Here is a 19,633-nt window from a genome sequence, read left to right on the forward strand (position 1 = left end):
GGGGCACGCTCAGTACTTCCCCCGGCGTCGTGCCCGCTCCTCTTCCCCCCGGTCGTCACTGGTCGGCTTCCAGTGGTGTTCGGTGAACCAGCGGCCGAACATGGCGCCGCCGTAGATGACGAACCCGACGCCGATCAGCCAGGACTCGACCACGAGGACGGTGCCGACCGCGCCGTAGCTGAGCGCGTTGGTCACGATGAGCGGGGTGAAGACGAGGTAGGAGAAGGCCCGCAGGCCGGCCAGGCCGACGACGGTGGCGAGCGCGCCCGGCAGCAGGGTGCGCCAGTGGACCTGGCCGCCCAGCAGGAAGCGCTGCCCCCACCAGAAGAAGAGGATGCCGCTCGCCGTGGACAGCGCGATCCGCTGGCCCCCGTGCAGGGCGTCCTTCGTCGCCACCTCCTGGTAGAGGTAGGCGGTGAGCACGATCAGCCAGGTCGCCTGCCGCCAGACCCGGTGCCAGGGGCCGGGGGGCACGCCCCAGATCCGTTCGTAGGCGTTCTGCACGCTGCCGCCGAAGGACACCCCGAAGACGGCGAGCAGGACACCGCCCCAGACGCTGGTGGTGCCGATGACGTTGCGCGGCGGGCTGATGACGTCGGTGAGCACGCGGGCGGACCGGCCGGACAGGCCCATGCCATCGGTGAGCCACGAGGCGAAACCCCCGCGCACCAGGGGATCCGCGGCGGCGACCACGATCAGCAGCGGCGCCAGCGTGACCAGCGCAAGGGTGGCGAACCCCATGGCCCGGTGCATCAGTTCCAGCTCACGGCCGTGTTCGAGCAGGGCCCCGGCCCTGAGCCACTCCCAAGCGCGGTGCAGGCCGCGCCGCCACCGCCTCACGGCTCCTCCCGTGCTCGCCACCCACACGCTCTGCTGAAGCCGATTCATCCACCCCGGCGCGCTCCGGGCAACTCACGTGCCTGCCGTGTCGCGTGTCCCGGGTCCGGCGACACGGCGGCCGAGTGACCGGTTTGCGGGCGGCACCCACCGGAGAATCGGACCCCGTGCGTACTCCTGCCGAGGTGCCCTCCCCCCAGCCGGCCCCGCCGGACGGCCGGCGGCGGCCGCTGATCCTGAGCGCGAGCATGGGCGCCGGTCACGACACCGTGGCCGCCGAACTGGCGCGCCGGGCCGCGGCGTGCGGGCACGAGCCGCACGTGGCCGACGTCCTGCGCCTGCTGCCGTACGGCCTGGGCGGCGCCCTGCGCCGCTCCTACCAGGCCTCGGTACGGCACTTCCCTTGGGCGTACGCCGGTGTCTACGGCGCGTTCCTGCGCGACGGCAGGGCGCCGCGGCCCAGCGGGGTGCCGCTGGCCCGGCTGGCCGCCGACGGGCTGACGGATCTGGTGGCGCGGCTGGACGCCGATGTGGTGGTGTCCGTCTTCCATCTGGCCGCCCAGCTCACCGGTCATCTCCGGGCCCGGGGCCGGCTGCGGGTGCCGAGCGCCGTGTACCTCGTCGACTTCGCCGTGCACCGGCAGTGGCTGCATCCCGGCAACGACCGGTACCTGTGCCTCACGGACGGGGCGGCGGCCGAGGTGCGCCGGTCCCTGGGCACGCCGGCCGTGACGACCGGCCCGGCGGTCGCGCCCGGGTTCCGGGCACCGGCGCCCGGGGCGGCGCGGTGGCGGGAGCGCCTCGCCGAGCAGGCGCCGGGCCGGCCGGCGGTCCTGCTCTCCGCGGGCGCCTGGGGTGCCGCGCACCGCCCGGACGCCACCGCCCGGCTGTTGGCACGGGCCGGCTGTCTGCCGGTCGTGCTGTGCGGGCGCAACTCGCGGCTGCGGGCGCGGGTGGCCCGGGTGCCCGGGGTGCTCGCCCTGGACTGGGTGGACGACATGCCCGGCCTGCTGGCCGCCGCGTACGCCCTCGTCGACAACGCGGCAGGCCAGACCGCCGTACAGGCGCTGGCCGCCGGGCTGCCCGTGATCGGGTACCGGCCGCTGCCCGGCCACGGGCTGGACGGAGTCCGCCGGATGGCCGACCTCGGCGTGTCGGAACTCGCCCCGGACGGCCCCGCCCTGCTGGCGGCTCTCGCCAGGCTCACGGAAGGCAGCCCGGAGCGGGCGGAACGGGTGGCACGGGGGCGGTCGCTGTTCCGGGACGACCCGATGGCGCACGTGGTGGGACTCTGACGCGGGGGCGCGAGGGCGCGGGGACACGGGGGCGCGGGGACACGGGGACACGGGGCGCGGGGGCGCGGGGGCGCGGGCATATGGGCACATGCGGGCATGGGGCGTCGGCCGCCGCTGGGCGCCGGCCCAGCGCGTCGCCCGGCCTGGCGGCGGCTGCCAGATGTGCCCCGGTGCCGCGTGATCCGAGGCTCCAGCGGCTCCGCGGCCGTCGCCCCACCGCGCGTCGGACGGCTCCTCCCCTGCACCAGCCGCACGGAACCCCGCGCTCGCGCTCCCGTGGCTTCCCGGACCGTGCCCGGTCTCGTGTCGGACCACCGCTCGCCCGGTGGTCAGCACGGCACCCCGTGGTCGCGCAGAGGGCCGACCGAGAGGCCGGCCTCCCGGCAGTCCGCCACCAGGTCCGACAGTGCGCCGAGGGCCGAGCGCCAGCAGCCGGGGGCGCCGAGCCGGTCGGAGTCGTGCAGCAGGACGGTGCCGCCCCCGCGCAGGTCCGCCGCGAGCAGGGCCCGCACGGACGCCGGGGTGGCCTGGGCCGTCCAGTCCCTGCCCCACGCCGACCACAGCACCGGCCGCAGCCCGGCCCGTCGTGCGGCCAGCCAGCGTCCGGAGGTCAGGATCCCGTACGGCGGCCGGTACCACTGCGGCCGGTGGCCGCAGAGGTCGTGCAGCGCGCGGACGGTGCGGGCGACCTGCTCGGCGTCCCGGGCGGGTGCGGGGCGCCAGGGACGGTCGTGCGTCCAGCCGTGCACGGCCAGTTCGTGTCCGCGCCGGACGGTCTCCCGGACCAGCGCGGGGTGGCGCACCACGTTCTCGCCGAGCACGAAGAACGTCGCCCGCACGCCGAGGTCGTCCAGCACGTCGAGGAAGCGTGGCGTTGCCTCCGGGTCCGGGCCGTCGTCGAAGGTCAGCGCGACGTGCCGCTGGCGGCCGGTGCCGGCGAGCCGGGGGAACAGCAGCAGCCGCACCCCGGGGAGCCAGGTGGCCGCCGGCCCGATGTGCGCGGCGGCGACGGCGGCCGGCAGCAGCACGGCCGCGGTCCGCCATGGACGGCCGGACATGAGGGACATCGCTGACCCGCCTTCCCGTACGTGTTCTCGCCGGTCTCTCACGGCTGCGTCCGATGCAGACGTCTTCGGGTCTCCTTCCCGCCCCGCGACCGCGCGTCCCACTCCCGGCCGACCGTGGGTGCCCGGGCCAGTCCGATGCTGCCCGCCCCGATCAGCGCGATCCCGATCGCCTCCGGCAGCATCCGCCACCCGAGGTGGATCGCCTCCGCGAACAGGACCCAGCCGAGGACGACGCTGGTGAGCGCGTCGCCGAGGGTGAGCGCGGGCTGGGAGGCGGTGAGCGATCCGGCGCCCAGCGCGCTCTGCAGGAGCAGGAAGGCGACGAGTCCGGCGCCTGCCGTGGCGTACGGCGACCAGTGGGTGAACATCGCCGCGGGCCCGTGTCCGAGCCGCCCCACGGCCTCCTTGAGCAGCGCGGCGGTGGTGGCGAAGCACACGGCGGAGGCGAGGCCGAACAGCGCGGCCCGGGGCGCGCCCTTCGTCGGGCGGGCGGCGATCACGAGCAGCACGACCAGGCCGAGCGCCCCGCCGCCGCCGAGTAGCCAGGCCCGGGGCGGCGCGGTCGGCTTGCCCGCGCCGGGGGCGGCCGCCAGCAGGAACACGGCAAGTCCGGCGGCGAGGGCGACGAAGGCCAGCCAGGTCCACAGGCCGGGGCGGCGCCGGAAGACGACTCCGCCCACCAGCAGGGTGAACAGCAGCTCGGTGGCGAGCAGCGGCTGCACCAGGGACAGGCTGCCCACGGCGAGCGCCCCGGCCTGCAGCAGCCCCGCGACGGCCAGCAGCGCGGCGCCCGCGAGCCAGTACGGGCGCCGCAGCAGCCGGGCGAACCGGCGCACGGCCGGCGCCGCCCCGCCGGACCCGCCTTCCTCGTACGGCTCCTCCACGGCGGCCCGGCGCTGCAGCACGGACGCGGACGCGTTGGCCACGGCCGCGAGCAGCGCGAGCAGCACCGCTACGGCGAGCACGGCCGGTCACCCGAAGCGCGCGGCGAGCCACCGGTAGAGCCCGGGCGCGACACCGCGCACCCTGGCTGGATACCGCAGCCAGCCGGGGACGTACACCTCGTCCTTGCCGTGCCGGACGGCGGCCCAGACGGCGTCCGCCACCCGCTCGGCCGGCACCGGGCGCGGCCATCCCCTCGTGTAGGGGGTGCCCCGGCGCTCGAAGAACGGCGTGTCGACCGCGCCGGGGATCACGTGGGTCACGCCCACCCCGGTGCGGCGCAGCTCGTAGCGCAGGGCGTCGGCGAAGGCGGCGAGGGCGGCCTTCGCCGCGGAGTACACGGCCTCGCCGCGCACACCGACGCTGCCCGCGACGGACCCGATGAGCACGATGCGTCCGCTGCCGGCCGCGACCATGTGGGGCAGCAGGGCGCGCACCAGGTGCAGGGTGGCCAGCAGGTCGACGCCGACGATCTCGTCGATGCGGGCGTGCGGCATGCCGGTGAAGTCGCCGGCCCAGCCCAGGCCGGCGCAGGCCACCAGCAGGTCGAGGCGGCCCGTGTGGTCCAGGACCAGATCGGTGAGCAGACGGTCGGCGCCCGGCCGGGTCAGGTCGGCCGGCACGGCCAGGGCGTCGAGCGGGGCGGCGACCTGCTCCAGACGGGTGGCGTCGCGCCCGTTCAGCACCAGCCGCCAGCCTCCCTCGGCGGCGAGCCGGCGGGCGACGACGGCGCCGATGCCCGAGGAGGCACCCGTCACCAGAGCGGTGCCGCCCCGGTTCCCGGCGGGTTCCATTAGGGCGCCCGCGTCCGGGACGGAGGTCGCGACCGGCCCGGCGCGTTCCGACGGTCCTGTGGGGTGCGGGGCGTGGGACATGGTGACGACCTCACTGCGACATGGGTGCACGGGCTCGCGAACTCCGGGACCGAACCTTCGCGGTGTATCCAGGGCGCCACACACTGAAACACCGCGCACGGCGGAGGCCCGCCGAACGCCCGCCGCAGGTGACCGGACGGGGCCCGGATCACCGGGTGGCGCGTCCGGGCCTTCCCTGGGTCTTCGGGGGACGCGAGAGCGTTCCCGGGGCACCGCGGAACGCGGGACCGTTGCCGGGCACCGCGCCGACGTCTCGACCGTACGCCGGGGCATCCGGCGGAAGAAGAAGGGCATGACGCCCCCCGAGCCCGCCGGCCGGGGACCGGCCCGCCCCGGTGCTCCGTGGCTGCCCGTGCTCCGGTGCTCCGGTGCTCCGGTGCTCCGGTGCTCCGGTGCTCCGGTGCTCCAGGGAGCCGATCGACGCAGTAGGTCAGTCCATGCCCGGTACCGGGGCGCCGGAGGGCACACCGGCGCCGAGGTAGGCGTCGTAGAACTCCTTCCAGGGCGCGCTCATCCCGGCGTGCGCGCCCTGGAAGCGCTCCCCGCGCGCCTTGGCGTCGAGGGCGGCGAGGCACACCTCCCAGCCGGCGCCGTTGCGGGCGGCGGTGTCCGCCTCGCCGAGGACGTTGGTGAGCGTGAACCGGGTGCGCCGGTCGCCGACGGCCTCCAGGTCGAAGCGGAGCTCGTCGCCGCCCCAGGCGAAGGCGAGGTGCCGGGGCGGGTCGACGGCGAGCACCCGGCCGGTGGATTCGGGCATGTTCGGGTCGCCGGTGAAGCGGACGGTGCCGCCGGGGCGCAGCTCCATCTCGGCGCGCGAGGGGAACCACTGCTGGAGTTCGTCGGGGTCGGTGACGAAGTGCCAGACGCGGTCCACCGGATGGTCGTAGGTGCGGCTGAACCGGACGGCGGGGCGGCCGTCGTCCAGGGTCAGATAGGTGCCGGTGAGGTCGACGGGCATGGTGCTTCGGTCCTTCGCTGTGGGGGTGTCAGGTGTCGTCCGACGTCTCGTCGAGCCGTCGGCCCAGGGCGTCCAGGCCGGCGTTCCACAGCCGGCGGTAGGGCGCGAGCCAGGCGTCGAGGGCGGCGATCGGTGCCGGGTCGAGGGCGTAGACGCGGCGCTGCGCGGCCTGCCGGACCCGGACCAGACCCGCCTCCCTGAGCACCTTCAGGTGCTTGGAGGTGCTCGGCTGGCTCAGTCCGCACGCCTCGACGATCTCGCCGACGGGCCGGGGCCGCTCGAGCAGGAGTGCGACGATGGCCCGCCGGTGCGGGTCGGCGAGGGCGGACCAGAGCGCTGCGTCGGTCATGAGACTCAATATGCCGGGACAGTTATATGCCCGTCAAGGCATATCTGCGCGAGGGCGACGCACCCACCGGACCCCGAAAGAAACGTTGCCGTTTCGCTAGTCGTATCGTAGGCTCCATGTGTACGAAACAGTTTCGTTTACGAGCTGTTCGCCTTCCCGTACCCGGACGACTTGCCCTGGAGTGGTTCCGATGCCCCAGAAGACCCTGGCCGACGGCTCCCGCGCCGGAGCCGCCGCGATCGAGCACGCCGGAGTGACCTCGCCGAGGCGGTGGTGGATCCTCGCGGTCATCGCCGTCGCCCAGCTGATGGTCGTTCTCGACGCCACGATCGTGAACATCGCCCTGCCGTCCGCCCAGACCGACCTCGGTTTCTCCGACGGCAACCGGCAGTGGATCGTGACGGCGTACGCCCTCGCCTTCGCCTCCCTGCTGCTGCTCGGCGGCCGGATCGCCGACCTGTTCGGCCGCAAGCCCGCCTTCCTCGTCGGCGTCGTCGGCTTCGCCGCGGCCTCCGCGCTCGGCGGCGCCGCGAACGGCTTCACCATGCTGGTCGTCGCCCGGGCCCTGCAGGGTGCCTTCGGCGCACTCCTCGCACCCGCCGCGCTGTCGCTGCTCAACACCACGTTCACCGACGCCCGGGAGCGGGCCCGCGCCTTCAGCGTGTACGGCGCGATCGCCGGCGCCGGCGGTGCGGTGGGCCTGCTCCTCGGCGGTGTGCTGACCGACGCGCTCGACTGGCGCTGGACCCTGTACGTGAACGTCGCCATCGCGGTCGTCGCCTTCGCGGGCGGCTGGATCCTGCTGGGCAACCACCGCGACGCGGCGAACGCCAGGCTGGACGTGCCGGGCACGGTCCTGGTCGCCGCCGGTCTGTTCTCCCTGGTCTACGGCTTCTCCAACGCCGAGACCCACGACTGGGGCTCGCCGCTGACCTGGGGCTTCCTGATCGCGGGCGGGGTGCTGCTCGCGGCCTTCGCCGGGTGGCAGACCCGGGCCGCGCACCCGCTGCTGCCGCTGCGGATCCTGCTCGACCGCGACCGCGCGGCCTCCTTCGTCGCGGTGCTGATCACCGGCGCGGGCATGTTCGGCGTGTTCCTCTTCCTGACCTACTACCTCCAGCTCAACCTCGGCTTCAGCCCCACGAAGACCGGTGTGGCGTTCCTGCCGATGGTCGGCGCGCTGATGGTGACCGCGCAGGCCGGCACCACGCTCCTGGTCCCCCGCTTCGGCCCCAAGGCGGTCATCCCGCTGGGCTTCGCGGTCGCCACGGCCGGCATGGCCTGGCTGACCGGCATCGGCCTCGGCTCGCACTACCTGAGCGCGGTGCTGCCCCAGCTGATCGTGATCGGCGTGGGCCTCGGCCTGGTCATGCCGCCGGCCATGCAGCTGGCCACCGGCGGGGTCGCGGCCGAGGACGCGGGCGCGGCCTCCGCCACCGTCAACGCCATGCAGCAGGTGGGCGGTTCGATCGGCACGGCACTGCTGAACACCCTCGCCGCGAGCGCGGCCACCGACTACCTCTCCGGCCGCGACGCCACCAGCAGGCTGGTGCGGGCGCAGGCGACGATCGAGAGCTACACGACCGCCTTCTGGTGGTCCGCGGGCTTCTTCGCCGCCGGCGCGCTGCTCGCCTTCCTGCTCTACCGGCGCGGGGTGCCGCAGCAGGACGCGGGGGCCGCACCGGTCGTCCACATGTGACGCATATGACGACCGAGCACCACCGAGCCCGAGGGGCCGCCGTCAGCAGGGAGACGGCGGCCCCTCGCCCTGTCATGGTGGGGGTGTGCGCAAGGCGTCGGCGGCGCTCGGCAGCGCCCTGTTCCTCGTCCTCGTCTCGGGCAGCGCGGCCGTGCTGGTGCCGTGGTGGCTGACCGGTGGCTGGCGGGCCGGTCACTGGTGGCTGCCGCTGCGGCTGCTGGGTCTGCTGCCCCTGGCGGCCGGTGCCGGCGTCATCCTGGAGGCCTTCACCCGGTTCGCCCTGGAGGGGCTCGGCACGCCGGCGCCGGTCGCGCCGCCCGCGCGGCTGGTGGTGAGCGGTCCGTACCGGTACGTGCGCAATCCGGTCTACGTCGCGGTGGCCGCCGTGCTCATCGGGCAGGGCCTGCTGCTCGCCCGGCCTGTGCTCTTCGGTTATGCCGCCGGCGCCTGGGTGCTGACCTGGGCGTTCGTCCGGTGGTACGAGGAGCCGGGACTGGCGCGGCGGTTCGGTGCCGAGTACGAGGACTACCGGCGGGCGGTGCCGGCGTGGTGTCCCCGGCGCCCTGCCGGGCGGCGCGCTTGAGACGGCCGTCATCGGGTAACTCAGCTGATCAGGGGCACGGCGGCGGAAGGAGAGGCCATGTCGGGCGAGGAAGACGCGAAGGACCGCAAGGAACAGTTCGACACCGCCCTGGAGGAAGTACTCCGGGAGGTCGAGGAGGCCGAGAAGCGCGACGAGGACAAGTCGGGAGGCGGCGAGGCCGGGGACGCCATCACGCCGAACACCGAGGCGCAGGAGCAGGCGGGAGAGGACTGAAGAGGCCCGAGGAAACCGCACACGGGACCAGCCGCACGTTCCCGGGCGCGGCGACCGCCTGCCCCGACCCCGGCGAGGGGCGACCACTGATGCGTTCCGACGGGCCGGCCGGCAACCGCGCCTACCCGGGCCCAGCAACCACCCGCACGCGCCACGCGCGGCGACCACCCGCGCGCCCCAGGGGCGGAGCGACCACCGGCGGCGTGACCGAGTGCGAGCGCCAACCGGCGGCCTTGCTCCGGCGAACGGCCACCGCGGACCCTCCGCACGCCGAGCGACCACCGGTGGCCCTCCCGGGGCGGTACGGCCGGCCGTGCCCTCCGCGGACCGGGGTACCCGGGGCTCATGAACAGCCACGAGCGCGGGCCGGAGCTGCCCCCGCCCCGAGGGACGCTCTCCGCGGCGGTCGCCGCCTGGCTGCGCGGCGCGGGGCCCCTCCCCCGCCCCGCCGAGGCCGGGGAGGCGGACCCCTACGGCGACGACCCGCAACTGGCCCTGTACCTCTGCTACGAGCTGCACTACCGGGGCTTCGCGGGCGCCGGCCCGGAGGCCGAATGGGATCCTGAGCTGCTGCGGGTCCGCGCCGCGCTGGAGCGGCGTTTCCTGTCCGCGCTGCGCGCCGACGCACCGGGCCACGACAGCCTCGACGACGCGCTCGCCGCGCTGCTGGTCGAACCGGTCGAGGGCAGCGGGATCACCCACTTCCTCCGCGCCGAGGGCGAGTTGTGGCAGCTGCGCGAGTACGCCGCCCAGCGCTCCCTCTACCACCTGAAGGAGGCCGACCCGCACGCCTGGGTGCTGCCGCGGCTGTGGGGCCGGGCGAAGGCGGGGATGGCGGCGGTGGAGTTCGACGAGTTCGGCGGCGGCCGGGCCGACCGGGTCCACGCGCGCCTGTTCGCCGAGCTGATGACGGACCTGGGCCTGGACAGCACCTACGGCCGCTACCTGGACGCCGCCCGCGCGGAGATGATCGCCGTCGTCAACCTGATGTCCCTCTTCGGCCTGCACCGCGAGCTGCGCGGCGCGCTGGTGGGCCACTTCGCCGACGTGGAGATCACCTCCTCGCCGGGTTCCCGCCGGCTCGCCGAGGCCATGCGCCGCACCGGTGCCGGTCCCGCGGCGGAGTTCTTCTACGACGAGCACGTCGAGGCGGACGCGGTCCACGAACAGGTCGTACGCCACGAGGTGATCGGCGGGCTGCTCGCCGAGGAGCCGGAACTCGCGGCGGACGTGGCCTTCGGGATCGACGCGACCGAGTATCTGGAGGACCGGCTGGCGCGGCGGCTGCTCGCCGACTGGCGCGCGGGACGCTCGTCCCTGCACACTCCCCTGGCGCCGGAAATATCCCATACATCCTGAACGCCGGGGTACTCGCGCGATGTGATCGCACTGGTTCTTCCGGGCGTGTACGCCCCGCAGGACGACACCGAGTTGCTGGCCGAGTCCCTCCGCGAGGAGGCCCCGCCGCCCGGCGCCCGGGTGCTCGACGTGGGCACCGGCAGCGGTGCGCTGGCCCTGGAGGCGGCCCGGCGCGGTGCCGAGGTGACCGCGGTGGACGTGTCCCGGCTCGCGGTGTGGACGGCCCGGATGAACGCCTGGCTGACCGGGCTGCCGGTGCGGATCCGGCGCGGCAACCTCTTCGGGCCGGTGCGGGGCCGCACGTACGACCTCATCCTCGCGAACCCGCCGTACGTTCCCGCACCCGGTGCCGGACGCGGGCCGCGCGGCCGGGCCCGGGCCTGGGACGCGGGCCAGGACGGCCGGCTGCTGCTGGACCGGATCTGCCGGGACGCGCCCGTACTGCTGCGTCCCGGAGGCGTGCTGCTGATCGTGCACTCCGCGCTCAGCGATCCCGACCGCACCGTGCGACTGCTGCGCGCCGCCCGGCTGAAGGCTGCGGTGGTCCGGCGCCGCTGGATCCCCTTCGGTCCGGTGCTGCGCGCACGGGAGGACTGGCTGCGCCGGCGCGGTCTGCTCGCGCCGTCCGCGCACGAGGAGGAGCTGGTGGTCGTCCGTGCCGAACGAGCGCGCTGACCGGGCCCGCCGGATCACGGTGCGGCGGCAGGGGCCGCTGCTCGTGGAGGGGCCGGTGGAGGTCGAGTTGGAGGACGGCACCACGGTGCGCTCGGACCGTTTCCGTGTCGCCCTGTGCACCTGCGGGCGCAGTCGCCGCTATCCCTGGTGCGACACGAGTCATCGTCGCAAGGCCAGGGACACCGGCTGAAACGGGCTGTTTTTCGCCGCTCCCCGGGAAAGCCCCCCACAGGCCTCCCGGGGAGCGGCTGTGTGCCCGGAAACCGGCGGGCGGCCCCACTCCGCCCGTCGGCTCCGGTACGAGATCGCAGGTTCCCCGCTCCAGGGGCCGCACTCCCCGGTTGCGGACCTTTTCCGGCGTATACGGGGCCCGGCTGCGATCCCGGTCCTAGAAGGCGAAGACGCCGCCGCCCACGGAGTCCCGCACGCACGTGTTGCCGAAGGTGCGCTCGTAGGAGACGCGCTTGCCCTGCCAGACGCCCTGGACGGTGACGACGACCGGGTCGTACAGCTTGTTGCACCACACGTCGCCGGCGGGCTTCAGGGCGTCGAAGTCGCCGCCGGTGCCGCGCAGTTCGGCGCAGGCCGCCGCCGCTGCCGGATGGGTTCCGGAGGCCGTGGGCGCGCAGGTCAGGGTGACGGCGCGCTCCGGGGTGGCCATGGCCGCGTCGCTGCCGTGGCCGGTGGTGAGGACCAGCGCCGAGGGGGCGTAGAGCGACGACGGGGCGGCGCCCGGTGCAGCGACGGCGGCCCCGGTCAGGGGTCCGCAAACGGCGGCGGCCGTGAGGCCGAGGGCCGCTGCCCAGCGCGCGGTGTTCCGCATTGTGTGCATCCTTCCGCTCGGATAGACGAGTGCCGGCTCCGGCTCGGTCGGTGCCGGAGCGGCGAGCGCCACTCTGCCGAGTCCGCCGCCGAAACACACATCGAACCCACCGCTTTCAGTAACCTTGCGTGTTGAAACAGTGGCGTGAAGTTACGGAAATGAAAGAGCCTGACCGCGCAACTGAGCGGGTCTTGATCGCAGCAAGCGGTCACATGGCCGAAAATCACCGGCTCGTTAATCGGCCTGAAACATTCCGGGTTCACTGCGAGTGAAAGCTTTCACGATGCCTTCACGACTCCTTGCGTTCATGAACACGGCGGAGTAATGCTGATTACATGATTACACCGGAGCAGAAAGAGAAGCTGCGGGGCTGGTTCGCCGGCCGCCTGCCGGACGGTCTCTTCGAGGAACCGGCCGAGATCACCGCCGACCGCGAGGAGATCACGGTGATCGGCCGCATCCGCGAGCCCCGGCTCGCCGAGGGCGCCTCGGACGCCGAGCGGGAGACCGCCCTGCGCGCCCGGATCCAGGAGTTCCGGGAGCGGACCCGTGAGGACCGGATGGAGGTGGCCCGCGAGGCCGAGCACCTGTTCCGCCGCAAGGTCTCGTGGGGGGTGGTGTGCGGCCCGGAGCGCGCCCTGTTCACCCATGTGGCCGCGCCGGTCATGACCCGGCTGCGCCAGCCGGAGCGCCAGGTGCTGGACACCCTCATCGCCTCCGGCGTCGCCCGCAGCCGCAGTGACGCCCTCGCGTGGTGCGTGCGCCTGGTCCAGCGGCACACCGAGGACTGGCTGACCGAGCTGCGCGAGTCGCTGGAACACGTCCAGCGGGTACGGGCGCAGGGACCCGACGCGGAGGAGGTGGCCGATTCCTCCACCGACGACGGCGAAGATGGATGAATCATCCTCTGGCAGGGGTCCGCGCCGCAGCCGTACCGTCGGCAGACCGCTCCGGGCGGCCCTTGCCATGCCGCAACACCCCTGCGGCACAAGGGCCGTCCGCCACCGCCGCGCCACCCAGCGCTCCATCGCCGCGACCTCGCTGGAGCCCTCCGTGCCCCCTCAGTCCCCCGACTCGCCGACCGCGCCGCCGCCGTCCCTCACCGAGGTCGAGCCCTACGGCGTCGAGCGCATCCCCGACGCGGACCGCACCGCGACCCCGCTGGACCTGTTCCGGGTCGCCTTCGGCGGCGCCAACACCTTCTCCACCTGCGTGCTCGGCGCGTTCCCGATCCTGTTCGGGCTCTCCTTCTGGCAGGGACTCGCGGCCACCGTCCTCGGTGTCGTGGCGGGCGCCCTGATCCTGTGCCCGATGGCCGTGTTCGGGCCGGTCAACGGGACCAACAACGCGGTCTCGTCCTCCGCGCACCTGGGCGTGCACGGCCGGGTGGTGGGCTCGTTCCTGTCACTGCTGACGGCCGTCGCGTTCTTCTCCATCTCGGTGTGGAGCTCGGGCGACGCCCTGGTCGGCGGCGCGCACCGGCTGTTCGGCCTGCAGCGCGGCACCGCGTCGTACGTCGTCGCGTACGCCCTGTTCGCCGGGCTGGTGCTCGCGGTGTGCGTCTACGGCTTCCGGTTCATGCTGTTCGTCAACAAGATCGCGGTGACTTCGGCGACCGCGCTGTTCCTGCTGGGCGCGATCGCCTTCGCCGGTGACTTCGACCCGTCGTACGCCGGTGCGTTCACCGCCTCGGCGGACGCGGCGGCGAAGGCCCCCGGGTCGGCGTTCTGGCCCTCGTTCATCGGCGCGGCCCTGATCGTGCTGTCCAACCCGGTGTCCTTCGGCGCGTTCCTCGGCGACTGGTCGCGCTACATCCCGGCCGGGACCCCGCGCCGCAGGGTGGTCGGCGCCGCGTTCCTGTCCCAGATCGCGACCCTGCTGCCGTTCGTCTTCGGCCTGGCGACCGCGAGCATCATCGCGACGAAGGCGCCGGCGTACGTCGACCCGGCCGCGCCCGACTTCGTGGGCGGGCTGCTGGCGATCTCGCCGGGCTGGTTCTTCCTGCCGGTGTGTCTGCTCGCCCTGATCGGCGGCTTGTCGACCGGCACCACCTCCCTGTACGGCACCGGCCTGGACTTCTCCTCGGTGTTCCCGAGGCTGTCCCGTGTGCGGGCGACGCTGCTGGTCGGCGTGGTGTCCATCGCGTTCATCTTCGTCGGCCGGTTCGGCCTGGACCTCGTGCGGTCGATCTCGACCTTCGCCACGATGATCATCACCTGCACCACGCCGTGGATGGTCGTGATGATGCTCGGCTTCTTCACCCGCCGCGGCTGGTACGACCCCGACGCGCTGCAGGTCTTCAACCGCCGTCAGCGCGGCGGCCGTTACTGGTTCGCGCACGGCTGGAACTGGCGCGGTATGACCGCCTGGTGGGTGGCGGCGGTGCTCGGCGTGCTGTTCACGAACATCCCGGGTCAGTTCGTCGGCCCGCTGGGGAACCTGGCGAACGGGGTCGACATCAGCCTGCCGCTGTCGCTCGCGGTGGCCGCGGTCCTGTTCCTGACGCTGCTGCGGCTGTTCCCCGAGCCCCGGGCGGCGTACGGGCCCGAGGGCGCCCGGCTGGTGCCCACGGCCGAGGTCCCGGTGCCCGCGATCACCGGGCCCGGGGCGTCGACGACGGATCGCGAAGAGGCCGTTGACAGCTCCGTGCCCTAGCCCGGACCGCGCGCCGCCGGACCCGACGTTCCCTGCACCGGCGAGCGGACCGACCGCGTCCGCGCCAACGGCCGGCGGTCCGGACTCCGAGCCGGGCGGCCACCCGCCGCCTCAGATCCCGGCTACCCGCCAGTATCGTCGGGCTGCACGCGTACTCAGCGACGAGAGGCGGGACGGCCGGATGGCGAAGCACTGGGCGGACTTCCAGTACGAGATCTATCTGAACGGGATGACGGGTGCCGTGCCCCGGCTCCCCACCGACCCGACCCGGCTGGAGGAACTGGCCGAACACCGGCTCGGTCCGGGCCCGGTGGGCTACGTGGCGGGAAGCGCGGGCGACGGCAGCACGGCCCGCGCGAACCGGGCCGCGCTCGCCCGGCGCCGGATCGTGCCGCGCATGCTGCGCGACGTGGCCGAGCGCGATCTCTCGGTCGAGGTGCTGGGCAGGGCCCTGCCGGCGCCGCTGGCGCTGGCGCCCGTCGGCGTGCTGTCGATCATGCATCCGGACGCCGAGTCCGCCGCCGCCCGCGCCGCCGCCGCGCAGGGCGTGCCGTACATCCTCTCCTCGGCGTCGAACACCCCGATGGAGCAGGTCGCCGAGGCGATGGGGGACGCCGAGCGGTGGTTCCAGCTGTACTGGGGCAAGGACCGTGAGGTGACGCGGAGTTTCCTCAGCCGGGCGAAGGCCGCCGGGTTCTCGGTGCTCGTGGTGACCCTGGACACCCCGCTGCTGGCGTGGCGGCCGCGCGACCTGGACCAGGCGTATCTGCCGTTCCTGCACGGGGTGGGCACCGCGAACTACTTCACCGACCCGGCGTTCGAGGCGGGGCTCGCGCGGCCCGTGCACGAGGACCCGAACGCGGCGGTCATGCACTTCCTCGGCCTGTTCGGGGACGCCGGCCACACCTGGCCGGACCTGGCGTTCCTGCGGGAGCACTGGGACGGCCCGATCGTGCTCAAGGGCATCCTGCACCCGGACGACGCCCGGCTCGCCGCCGACGCCGGAGTGGACGGCGTGGTGGTCTCCAACCACGGCGGCCGGCAGGTGGCCGGCTCGGTCGCCGCGGCCGACGCGCTGCCCCGGGTCGCGGACGCGGTCGGCGACCGGCTGACGGTGCTGTTCGACAGCGGGGTGCGCACCGGCGACGACGTGTTCAAGGCGCTGGCCCTCGGCGCGCGCGCCGTGCTCCTCGGACGGCCGTACGTCTACGGGCTCGGGCTGGACGGGCAGGCGGGCGTGGAACATGTCATCCGGTGCGTGCTGGCGGAGTTCGACCTGACGCTCGCCCTGTCGGGGCACACCGGCCCGGGCACGGTGACGCGGACGGACCTGGTCGAGGAGCCGAACTGACGGTGTCCGCGGAGCGCTCCGCGGGGGTGCCGCGAAGCGCTCCGCGGGGTGCCGCGGCAGGTCGTTGGGCGTCTGCTGCGCCGTCTCGGCTTGTCGCGCAGTTCCCCGCGCCCCTTCGGGGCGCTTGCGTGCCGGCGATGGAGACGGAGCTCGCCGAGTACGCCCCGCCGGGTGCCGCGGCACGTCGTCAGGCGTCTGCCGCGCCGTCTCGGCTTGTCGCGCAGTTCCCCGCGCCCCTTCGGGGCGCTTGCGTGCCGGCGATGGAGAGGGAACTCGCCGAGTACGCCCCGCCGGGTGCCGCGGCACGTCGTCAGGCGTCTGCCGCACCGTCTTGGCTTGTCGCGCAGTTCCCCGCGCCCCTACGGGGCGCTTCGATGGAGAGGGAGCCGGGGCTCGGTGAGGGCGTGTCGGTTGCCCAGCGCTGGCCGGACGAGCCGTCGCGGACCTTGACCACGAGGTCGGCGCCCACGGTGTCGGCGGAGGTGGCGAGGGCCAGCGTCCCGTCCCAGCGGGGCAGCAACTCGCCCTGCGCGGTGAGGTCGTACCGCACGTCGTCGCCCCGCCGCGCGCCGGCGTCCGCGCAGGTGCCGAGGATCACCACCCCCGCGTCGGCGTGCGAGTCCAGGCACAGCCCCACGGCGGCCGCGCTGCGCAGGCGTCCGTCGGCCTCGTACGTCCACCGCTGGGTCGGTGCCGAGGAGCAGACGGCGAGGACCGCGCCCGCACCGGCCTCGGGCGTGCCCTTGATGTCCAGGCACAGGCCGGCGGCGGCGTTGCGCAGCCGGGTGGGGCGGCCGGCGGCGGGCAGCCCCACGGTGCCGGGCGCGGTGGCGGAGGCGGGCGGGGACTGGCCGGCGGCGCCGCCGGGGACCGCGCTGGTGGAGGCGACCGGGTCGGTGCCGTCGCCGCCGTCCGGCCACACGCTGATCGCGAGGACGGTCGCGAGCAACCCCGCCGAGGCCACGCCGACGCCGGTGAGCAGGGTCCTGGACGACCAGGCGGTGCCGGGGACTCGGGCGAGCGGTCCGGGCTCGCCGCCGCGCCGCCGGCCACGGGACACCGGGATCCCGGTCCGGGGTTCGCCGTCGGCGCGCCGCCGGGTGCCGGGCAGGGCGGCGCGGGCGAGCAGGCCGGGCCGGTCACCGCCGCGCCGGCGTCCGCCGGAGCGCCGGGAGCCACCGCGGCCACGGGCGGTACCGGGGCGGCGGCCGGGGCGCGAGTCGAGATAGCGGCGGGCGCCCCAGCCGAGCACGGCCTCGGCGAGCAGCACGCCCAACGCGGCGTCGGCGTGGCCCAGTTGCTCGGCTGCGTGCCGGCAGTAGGAACAGGCGGACAGGTGTTCCTGGACGTCGGGCAGGAGGGCGCCGCCGCGCCGGATCGGAACGTCGAGGAGACGGTTGTAGTAGCGGCATTCCTTGCCGGGAGCGAGTTCCCGGTGGGCGCGTACCAGGCCTTCCCGGAATTTCTCGCGCGCCTGTTCCAGTGCGGCCGTCGCGCTCTCGACGTCCATGCCGAGCAGTCCGGCGGGAACGGTTATCGGTTCGGCCTCCACCTCGATGTGCCAGAGCACCGCCTGCTCCAGCCGGGGAAGCGCGTGGAATGAATGGTCGGAGAGGGCGCGGTTTTCCGGTATCAGGGTCTTCGCGGCGCGCATACCGCGGCCTCCGGCGGGTTTTCCGAGTCCGGGCAGCACGGCGGTGACCCGGTCGGTGCCGGACCAGTTGACGACCGTGTCCCGGACCGCCACGAGCAGCCGGGGCCGCAGCGCCTCCGCGCCTTCGCCGAGCGCGAGCCGGCCGAGGACCTGGTGGAAGGCGGTGGCGGTGACCATGTGGGCGAGCGGCCCGGTCAGGGCCAGGCAGACGACCGCGTAGTCGTGCGCCGGCTGCCAGTGCCGGGCCATCAGCAGGGCGGCGGACCGGGAGGCCTCCGCGTCGGATCCGGCCCGCAGTGGACCGGCGAGCGACTCGTCGGATTCCCCGGGGTCGCCGCCCGGCGGATAGGGGGGACGAGGGGGGTGGGGGGTGGGCACTGAGCGGGTTCCTTTGGTGCGACGTGCGTTGATGCGTACCTCTGCGCCGCGCGGGAAGGAATGGGCCGGCGCTCGGCCGGTGAAGTTCTGCAACTGCCGGAGGAACTCCGGATTTTACCCCCCGCACGGTCGTGTCAACCCTTGCACAACTTCCACACGAACAACAGGGCGTCCGCACAATCTCGACCGTTTTGAAAGAAAGTCAGAACGCGGCCCTGCGGCTGTCCTCTGTCTGTACCCGTGGACCGGTTCTCGGAATTTCGTGCGCCCCGTGTGAAGTACGCGCACAGAGCGGCGGGGCCGCGCACGCTTCCGGGGTGGGCGGGCCGGTAGTGGACTGGGACCGGCCCCTCGGAAGGCCCCGCACGGGGTGGGGGTCCCCCGGCTCGAGCGCAGCCGAGAGCCGGGGGCGGCTGTCCCGTGCGACACCGGCCGCCGGCCCCGTTCCTCCCGCCCTCGGCCGGCGGCCCCGCCCACCCTGCCCCGGCCGGCGGCCCCCGGCGGCTTCCCCCGCCGGCCGGGGCGGGACGGGTCCTGGCGGGGGCTCGCTCAGATCTGCCAGGACCGCAGCCGGTCGGCGGCGCCGTACACGTCGGTCTTGCCGGAGATCAGATCGCGGGCGAGGTCGACGAGGGCGCCGTAGGGCGGGTCGATGCCGACGCCGCTGACGAACATGTAGGCCACGGCGGTCGCGCAGGCGAAGCGGGCGTTGGCCGCGGGCAGCGGCTTGAGCAGGGCGAGGGTGTGCAGCAGGGCCGCGGCCCGCCAGGCGGGGTCGGAGTCCACGCCGAGCCGGGGCGGATCCACGCGGTGCCGGGCGACGGCGGCGACCAGCGCGGAGAAGTCGTCGACCGCGGGCTGGTCGGGCAGGACCTCCTCATGGCGCTGGAGCAGCCAGGGGACGTCGATGTGGATGACGGAGGGCATGCGTCAGGCGGCCTCGTCCTTCGCTGGGGGCTCGTCGTCGGGGAAGGCCGCGGCGAACTCCTCGGCGTGCGCGGCGAAGAACTGCCGGAAGGCCGCGGCGCCCTCCTGCAGGGCCCGGTGCCGGGCTATGTCGGCGGCGGCGGCCTCGCGCACGAGGGCCTTCATGGACGTACCGCGCTCCTTGGCGATCTGCCGCAGGTCCTCGAGTTCCCGTTCGCTGAACTCCACGTTGAGAGCTGGCATGCCCCTCACCGTACCGCGCGGGTACTTACCCGTAAATATCGCCAGGTCAAGCACTCTTTTCCGTGGTACCGGGGCGGCCCGAGAGCCTTGTCCGATTTCCGCCGGTCACCGGGCGCCCGGCGCAGCAGACTCGGCAGCACGGACGTGGCCGGCGACGCGACGGACGCAGCCGACGATGAGACACGAGGAGCACCCCGATGAGCACACGCACCGTCCACACCGTCCATCCGAGCCCGCTGGGCGACCTGTTGCTGACCGGCACGGTCTCGCCGGCGGGCGGCCTGACGCTCGGCTCACTCGCCATGCCGGGGCAGCGCGGCGCGCCCGCCGTCCGCGCCGAGGACCGCGACGACGGACCGTTCGCCGAGGCGCACCGGCAGCTGGACGCCTACTTCGCGGGCCGCCGCACCCGTTTCGAGCTGCCGCTCGCCGCCACCGGCACCCCGTTCCAGCGGGCGGTGTGGCAGGCCCTGGAGGAGATCCCCTACGGCACGACGACCACGTACGGCGAGCTGGCCGCCCGGCTGGGCGTGCCGCGCGCCGATCTGCGCGCGGTGGGCCGGGCGCTCGGCGCCAACCCCGTTCTGCTCGTCCGCCCCTGCCACCGGGTGATCGGGGCGGACGGCTCGATGCGCGGGTACGCGGCCGGAGCCGAGCGCAAGCTGTGGCTGCTCACGCACGAGGGTGCGCTGCAGCCGGCCCTGGGGTGAAGGCGGCGGTCATGCCCCT

The 19,633-nt window shown here is 74.4% G+C and carries 21 protein-coding genes; 11 read left to right on the top strand and 10 right to left on the bottom strand.

The features are described from left to right. Positions 1-9: 9 nt before the first annotated feature. Positions 10-888, bottom strand: coding sequence for a ribonuclease BN (locus ABB07_RS03030; protein ID WP_425264675.1), 879 nt, complete (start codon positions 886-888; stop codon positions 10-12). Between the two features lie 197 nt (positions 889-1,085). Here ABB07_RS03030 and ABB07_RS03035 point away from each other — a divergent pair, with 197 nt between their 5' ends. Beyond that, entirely contained in the window at positions 1,086-2,132 is a 1,047-nt protein-coding gene (locus tag ABB07_RS03035; protein WP_208903252.1) for an MGDG synthase family glycosyltransferase, read from the top strand. Between the two features lie 329 nt (positions 2,133-2,461). On the opposite strand, the gene ABB07_RS03040 is transcribed toward ABB07_RS03035, so the two are convergent. From ABB07_RS03040 to ABB07_RS03060, 5 genes are all read right to left on the bottom strand, one after another. After that, on the bottom strand, positions 2,462-3,199 hold the full coding sequence (locus ABB07_RS03040; protein WP_208897098.1) for a polysaccharide deacetylase family protein: 738 nt from the start codon (positions 3,197-3,199) through the stop codon (positions 2,462-2,464). Between the two features lie 38 nt (positions 3,200-3,237). Beyond that, a complete protein-coding gene (locus tag ABB07_RS03045) occupies positions 3,238-4,164 on the bottom strand; it encodes a DMT family transporter (protein WP_208897099.1) in 927 nt (308 codons plus the stop codon). A 6-nt stretch (positions 4,165-4,170) separates the two neighbouring features. Continuing rightward, positions 4,171-5,016: an SDR family NAD(P)-dependent oxidoreductase gene (locus ABB07_RS03050; RefSeq protein WP_208897100.1), complete on the bottom strand. Its 846-nt coding sequence runs from the start codon at positions 5,014-5,016 to the stop codon at positions 4,171-4,173. 430 nt (positions 5,017-5,446) lie between these two features. After that, entirely contained in the window at positions 5,447-5,974 is a 528-nt protein-coding gene (locus tag ABB07_RS03055; protein ID WP_208897101.1) for an SRPBCC family protein, read from the bottom strand. 28 nt (positions 5,975-6,002) lie between these two features. Next, on the bottom strand, positions 6,003-6,323 hold the full coding sequence (locus ABB07_RS03060; protein ID WP_208897102.1) for an ArsR/SmtB family transcription factor: 321 nt from the start codon (positions 6,321-6,323) through the stop codon (positions 6,003-6,005). 190 nt (positions 6,324-6,513) lie between these two features. Here ABB07_RS03060 and ABB07_RS03065 point away from each other — a divergent pair, with 190 nt between their 5' ends. The 6 genes from ABB07_RS03065 to ABB07_RS03090 all read left to right on the top strand — a co-directional run bounded on the left by ABB07_RS03065 (position 6,514) and on the right by ABB07_RS03090 (position 11,063). After that, on the top strand, positions 6,514-8,022 hold the full coding sequence (locus ABB07_RS03065) for a DHA2 family efflux MFS transporter permease subunit (RefSeq protein WP_208897103.1): 1,509 nt from the start codon (positions 6,514-6,516) through the stop codon (positions 8,020-8,022). An 85-nt stretch (positions 8,023-8,107) separates the two neighbouring features. Next, positions 8,108-8,605, top strand: coding sequence for a methyltransferase family protein (locus tag ABB07_RS03070; protein ID WP_208897104.1), 498 nt, complete (start codon positions 8,108-8,110; stop codon positions 8,603-8,605). A gap of 57 nt (positions 8,606-8,662) precedes the next feature. Next, entirely contained in the window at positions 8,663-8,839 is a 177-nt protein-coding gene (locus ABB07_RS03075; RefSeq protein WP_208897105.1) for a hypothetical protein, read from the top strand. 345 nt (positions 8,840-9,184) lie between these two features. Further along, positions 9,185-10,198: an iron-containing redox enzyme family protein gene (locus tag ABB07_RS03080; RefSeq protein WP_208897106.1), complete on the top strand. Its 1,014-nt coding sequence runs from the start codon at positions 9,185-9,187 to the stop codon at positions 10,196-10,198. Between the two features lie 21 nt (positions 10,199-10,219). Further along, on the top strand, positions 10,220-10,873 hold the full coding sequence (locus tag ABB07_RS03085) for a HemK2/MTQ2 family protein methyltransferase (protein ID WP_244189199.1): 654 nt from the start codon (positions 10,220-10,222) through the stop codon (positions 10,871-10,873). After that, entirely contained in the window at positions 10,854-11,063 is a 210-nt protein-coding gene (locus ABB07_RS03090; protein ID WP_208897107.1) for a CDGSH iron-sulfur domain-containing protein, read from the top strand. Before ABB07_RS03085 ends, ABB07_RS03090 begins: the two co-directional genes overlap by 20 nt. A 198-nt stretch (positions 11,064-11,261) precedes the next feature. Here the strand turns inward: ABB07_RS03090 and ABB07_RS03095 are convergent, their stop codons facing one another. Further along, the gene (locus tag ABB07_RS03095; protein ID WP_208897108.1) at positions 11,262-11,696 is read right to left on the bottom strand and encodes a protease inhibitor; all 435 of its coding nucleotides are present in this window, start codon (positions 11,694-11,696) and stop codon (positions 11,262-11,264) included. Between the two features lie 335 nt (positions 11,697-12,031). Here ABB07_RS03095 and ABB07_RS03100 point away from each other — a divergent pair, with 335 nt between their 5' ends. From ABB07_RS03100 to ABB07_RS03110, 3 genes are all read left to right on the top strand, one after another. Next, a complete protein-coding gene (locus tag ABB07_RS03100) occupies positions 12,032-12,595 on the top strand; it encodes a hypothetical protein (RefSeq protein ID WP_208897109.1) in 564 nt (187 codons plus the stop codon). Positions 12,596-12,749: 154 nt separating this feature from the next. Next, positions 12,750-14,351 (top strand): purine-cytosine permease family protein, encoded by a 1,602-nt coding sequence (locus ABB07_RS03105; RefSeq protein WP_208897110.1) that lies wholly within the window; start codon positions 12,750-12,752, stop codon positions 14,349-14,351. Between the two features lie 181 nt (positions 14,352-14,532). Further along, positions 14,533-15,702 (top strand): lactate 2-monooxygenase, encoded by a 1,170-nt coding sequence (locus ABB07_RS03110; protein WP_208897111.1) that lies wholly within the window; start codon positions 14,533-14,535, stop codon positions 15,700-15,702. 310 nt (positions 15,703-16,012) lie between these two features. On the opposite strand, the gene ABB07_RS03115 is transcribed toward ABB07_RS03110, so the two are convergent. From ABB07_RS03115 to ABB07_RS03125, 3 genes are all read right to left on the bottom strand, one after another. Further along, positions 16,013-17,734 carry an RICIN domain-containing protein gene (locus ABB07_RS03115; RefSeq protein WP_208897112.1) on the bottom strand — a complete coding sequence of 574 codons (1,722 nt, stop codon included), beginning with the start codon at positions 17,732-17,734 and terminating at the stop codon, positions 16,013-16,015. A gap of 549 nt (positions 17,735-18,283) precedes the next feature. Next, positions 18,284-18,661, bottom strand: coding sequence for a toxin Doc (locus tag ABB07_RS03120; RefSeq protein ID WP_142219268.1), 378 nt, complete (start codon positions 18,659-18,661; stop codon positions 18,284-18,286). Positions 18,662-18,664: 3 nt separating this feature from the next. Continuing rightward, positions 18,665-18,904, bottom strand: coding sequence for a hypothetical protein (locus ABB07_RS03125; RefSeq protein WP_208897113.1), 240 nt, complete (start codon positions 18,902-18,904; stop codon positions 18,665-18,667). 197 nt (positions 18,905-19,101) lie between these two features. On the opposite strand from ABB07_RS03125, the gene ABB07_RS03130 reads away from it, so the two are divergent. Continuing rightward, entirely contained in the window at positions 19,102-19,614 is a 513-nt protein-coding gene (locus tag ABB07_RS03130) for a methylated-DNA--[protein]-cysteine S-methyltransferase (protein WP_208897114.1), read from the top strand. Positions 19,615-19,633 lie beyond the last annotated feature (19 nt).

Origin of the sequence: Streptomyces incarnatus (genome assembly GCF_001027185.1) — a bacterium.
Taxonomy (GTDB): Bacteria; Actinomycetota; Actinomycetes; order Streptomycetales; family Streptomycetaceae; genus Streptomyces; species Streptomyces puniciscabiei.

What these genes read in the sequence shown, in the direction of transcription:
- ABB07_RS03065 (WP_208897103.1), top strand. Translation starts at nt 6,514, where the DNA reads ATGCCCCAGAAGACCCTGGCCGACGGCTCCCGCGCCGGAGCCGCCGCG.
- ABB07_RS03095 (WP_208897108.1), bottom strand. Translation starts at nt 11,696, where the DNA reads ATGCGGAACACCGCGCGCTGGGCAGCGGCCCTCGGCCTCACGGCCGCC.
- ABB07_RS03040 (WP_208897098.1), bottom strand. Translation starts at nt 3,199, where the DNA reads ATGTCCCTCATGTCCGGCCGTCCATGGCGGACCGCGGCCGTGCTGCTG.
- ABB07_RS03080 (WP_208897106.1), top strand. Translation starts at nt 9,185, where the DNA reads ATGAACAGCCACGAGCGCGGGCCGGAGCTGCCCCCGCCCCGAGGGACG.
- ABB07_RS03075 (WP_208897105.1), top strand. Translation starts at nt 8,663, where the DNA reads ATGTCGGGCGAGGAAGACGCGAAGGACCGCAAGGAACAGTTCGACACC.
- ABB07_RS03030 (WP_425264675.1), bottom strand. Translation starts at nt 888, where the DNA reads ATGAATCGGCTTCAGCAGAGCGTGTGGGTGGCGAGCACGGGAGGAGCC.
- ABB07_RS03055 (WP_208897101.1), bottom strand. Translation starts at nt 5,974, where the DNA reads ATGCCCGTCGACCTCACCGGCACCTATCTGACCCTGGACGACGGCCGC.
- ABB07_RS03130 (WP_208897114.1), top strand. Translation starts at nt 19,102, where the DNA reads ATGAGCACACGCACCGTCCACACCGTCCATCCGAGCCCGCTGGGCGAC.
- ABB07_RS03100 (WP_208897109.1), top strand. Translation starts at nt 12,032, where the DNA reads ATGATTACACCGGAGCAGAAAGAGAAGCTGCGGGGCTGGTTCGCCGGC.
- ABB07_RS03060 (WP_208897102.1), bottom strand. Translation starts at nt 6,323, where the DNA reads ATGACCGACGCAGCGCTCTGGTCCGCCCTCGCCGACCCGCACCGGCGG.
- ABB07_RS03120 (WP_142219268.1), bottom strand. Translation starts at nt 18,661, where the DNA reads ATGCCCTCCGTCATCCACATCGACGTCCCCTGGCTGCTCCAGCGCCAT.
- ABB07_RS03110 (WP_208897111.1), top strand. Translation starts at nt 14,533, where the DNA reads ATGGCGAAGCACTGGGCGGACTTCCAGTACGAGATCTATCTGAACGGG.
- ABB07_RS03125 (WP_208897113.1), bottom strand. Translation starts at nt 18,904, where the DNA reads ATGCCAGCTCTCAACGTGGAGTTCAGCGAACGGGAACTCGAGGACCTG.
- ABB07_RS03050 (WP_208897100.1), bottom strand. Translation starts at nt 5,016, where the DNA reads ATGTCCCACGCCCCGCACCCCACAGGACCGTCGGAACGCGCCGGGCCG.
- ABB07_RS03035 (WP_208903252.1), top strand. Translation starts at nt 1,086, where the DNA reads ATGGGCGCCGGTCACGACACCGTGGCCGCCGAACTGGCGCGCCGGGCC.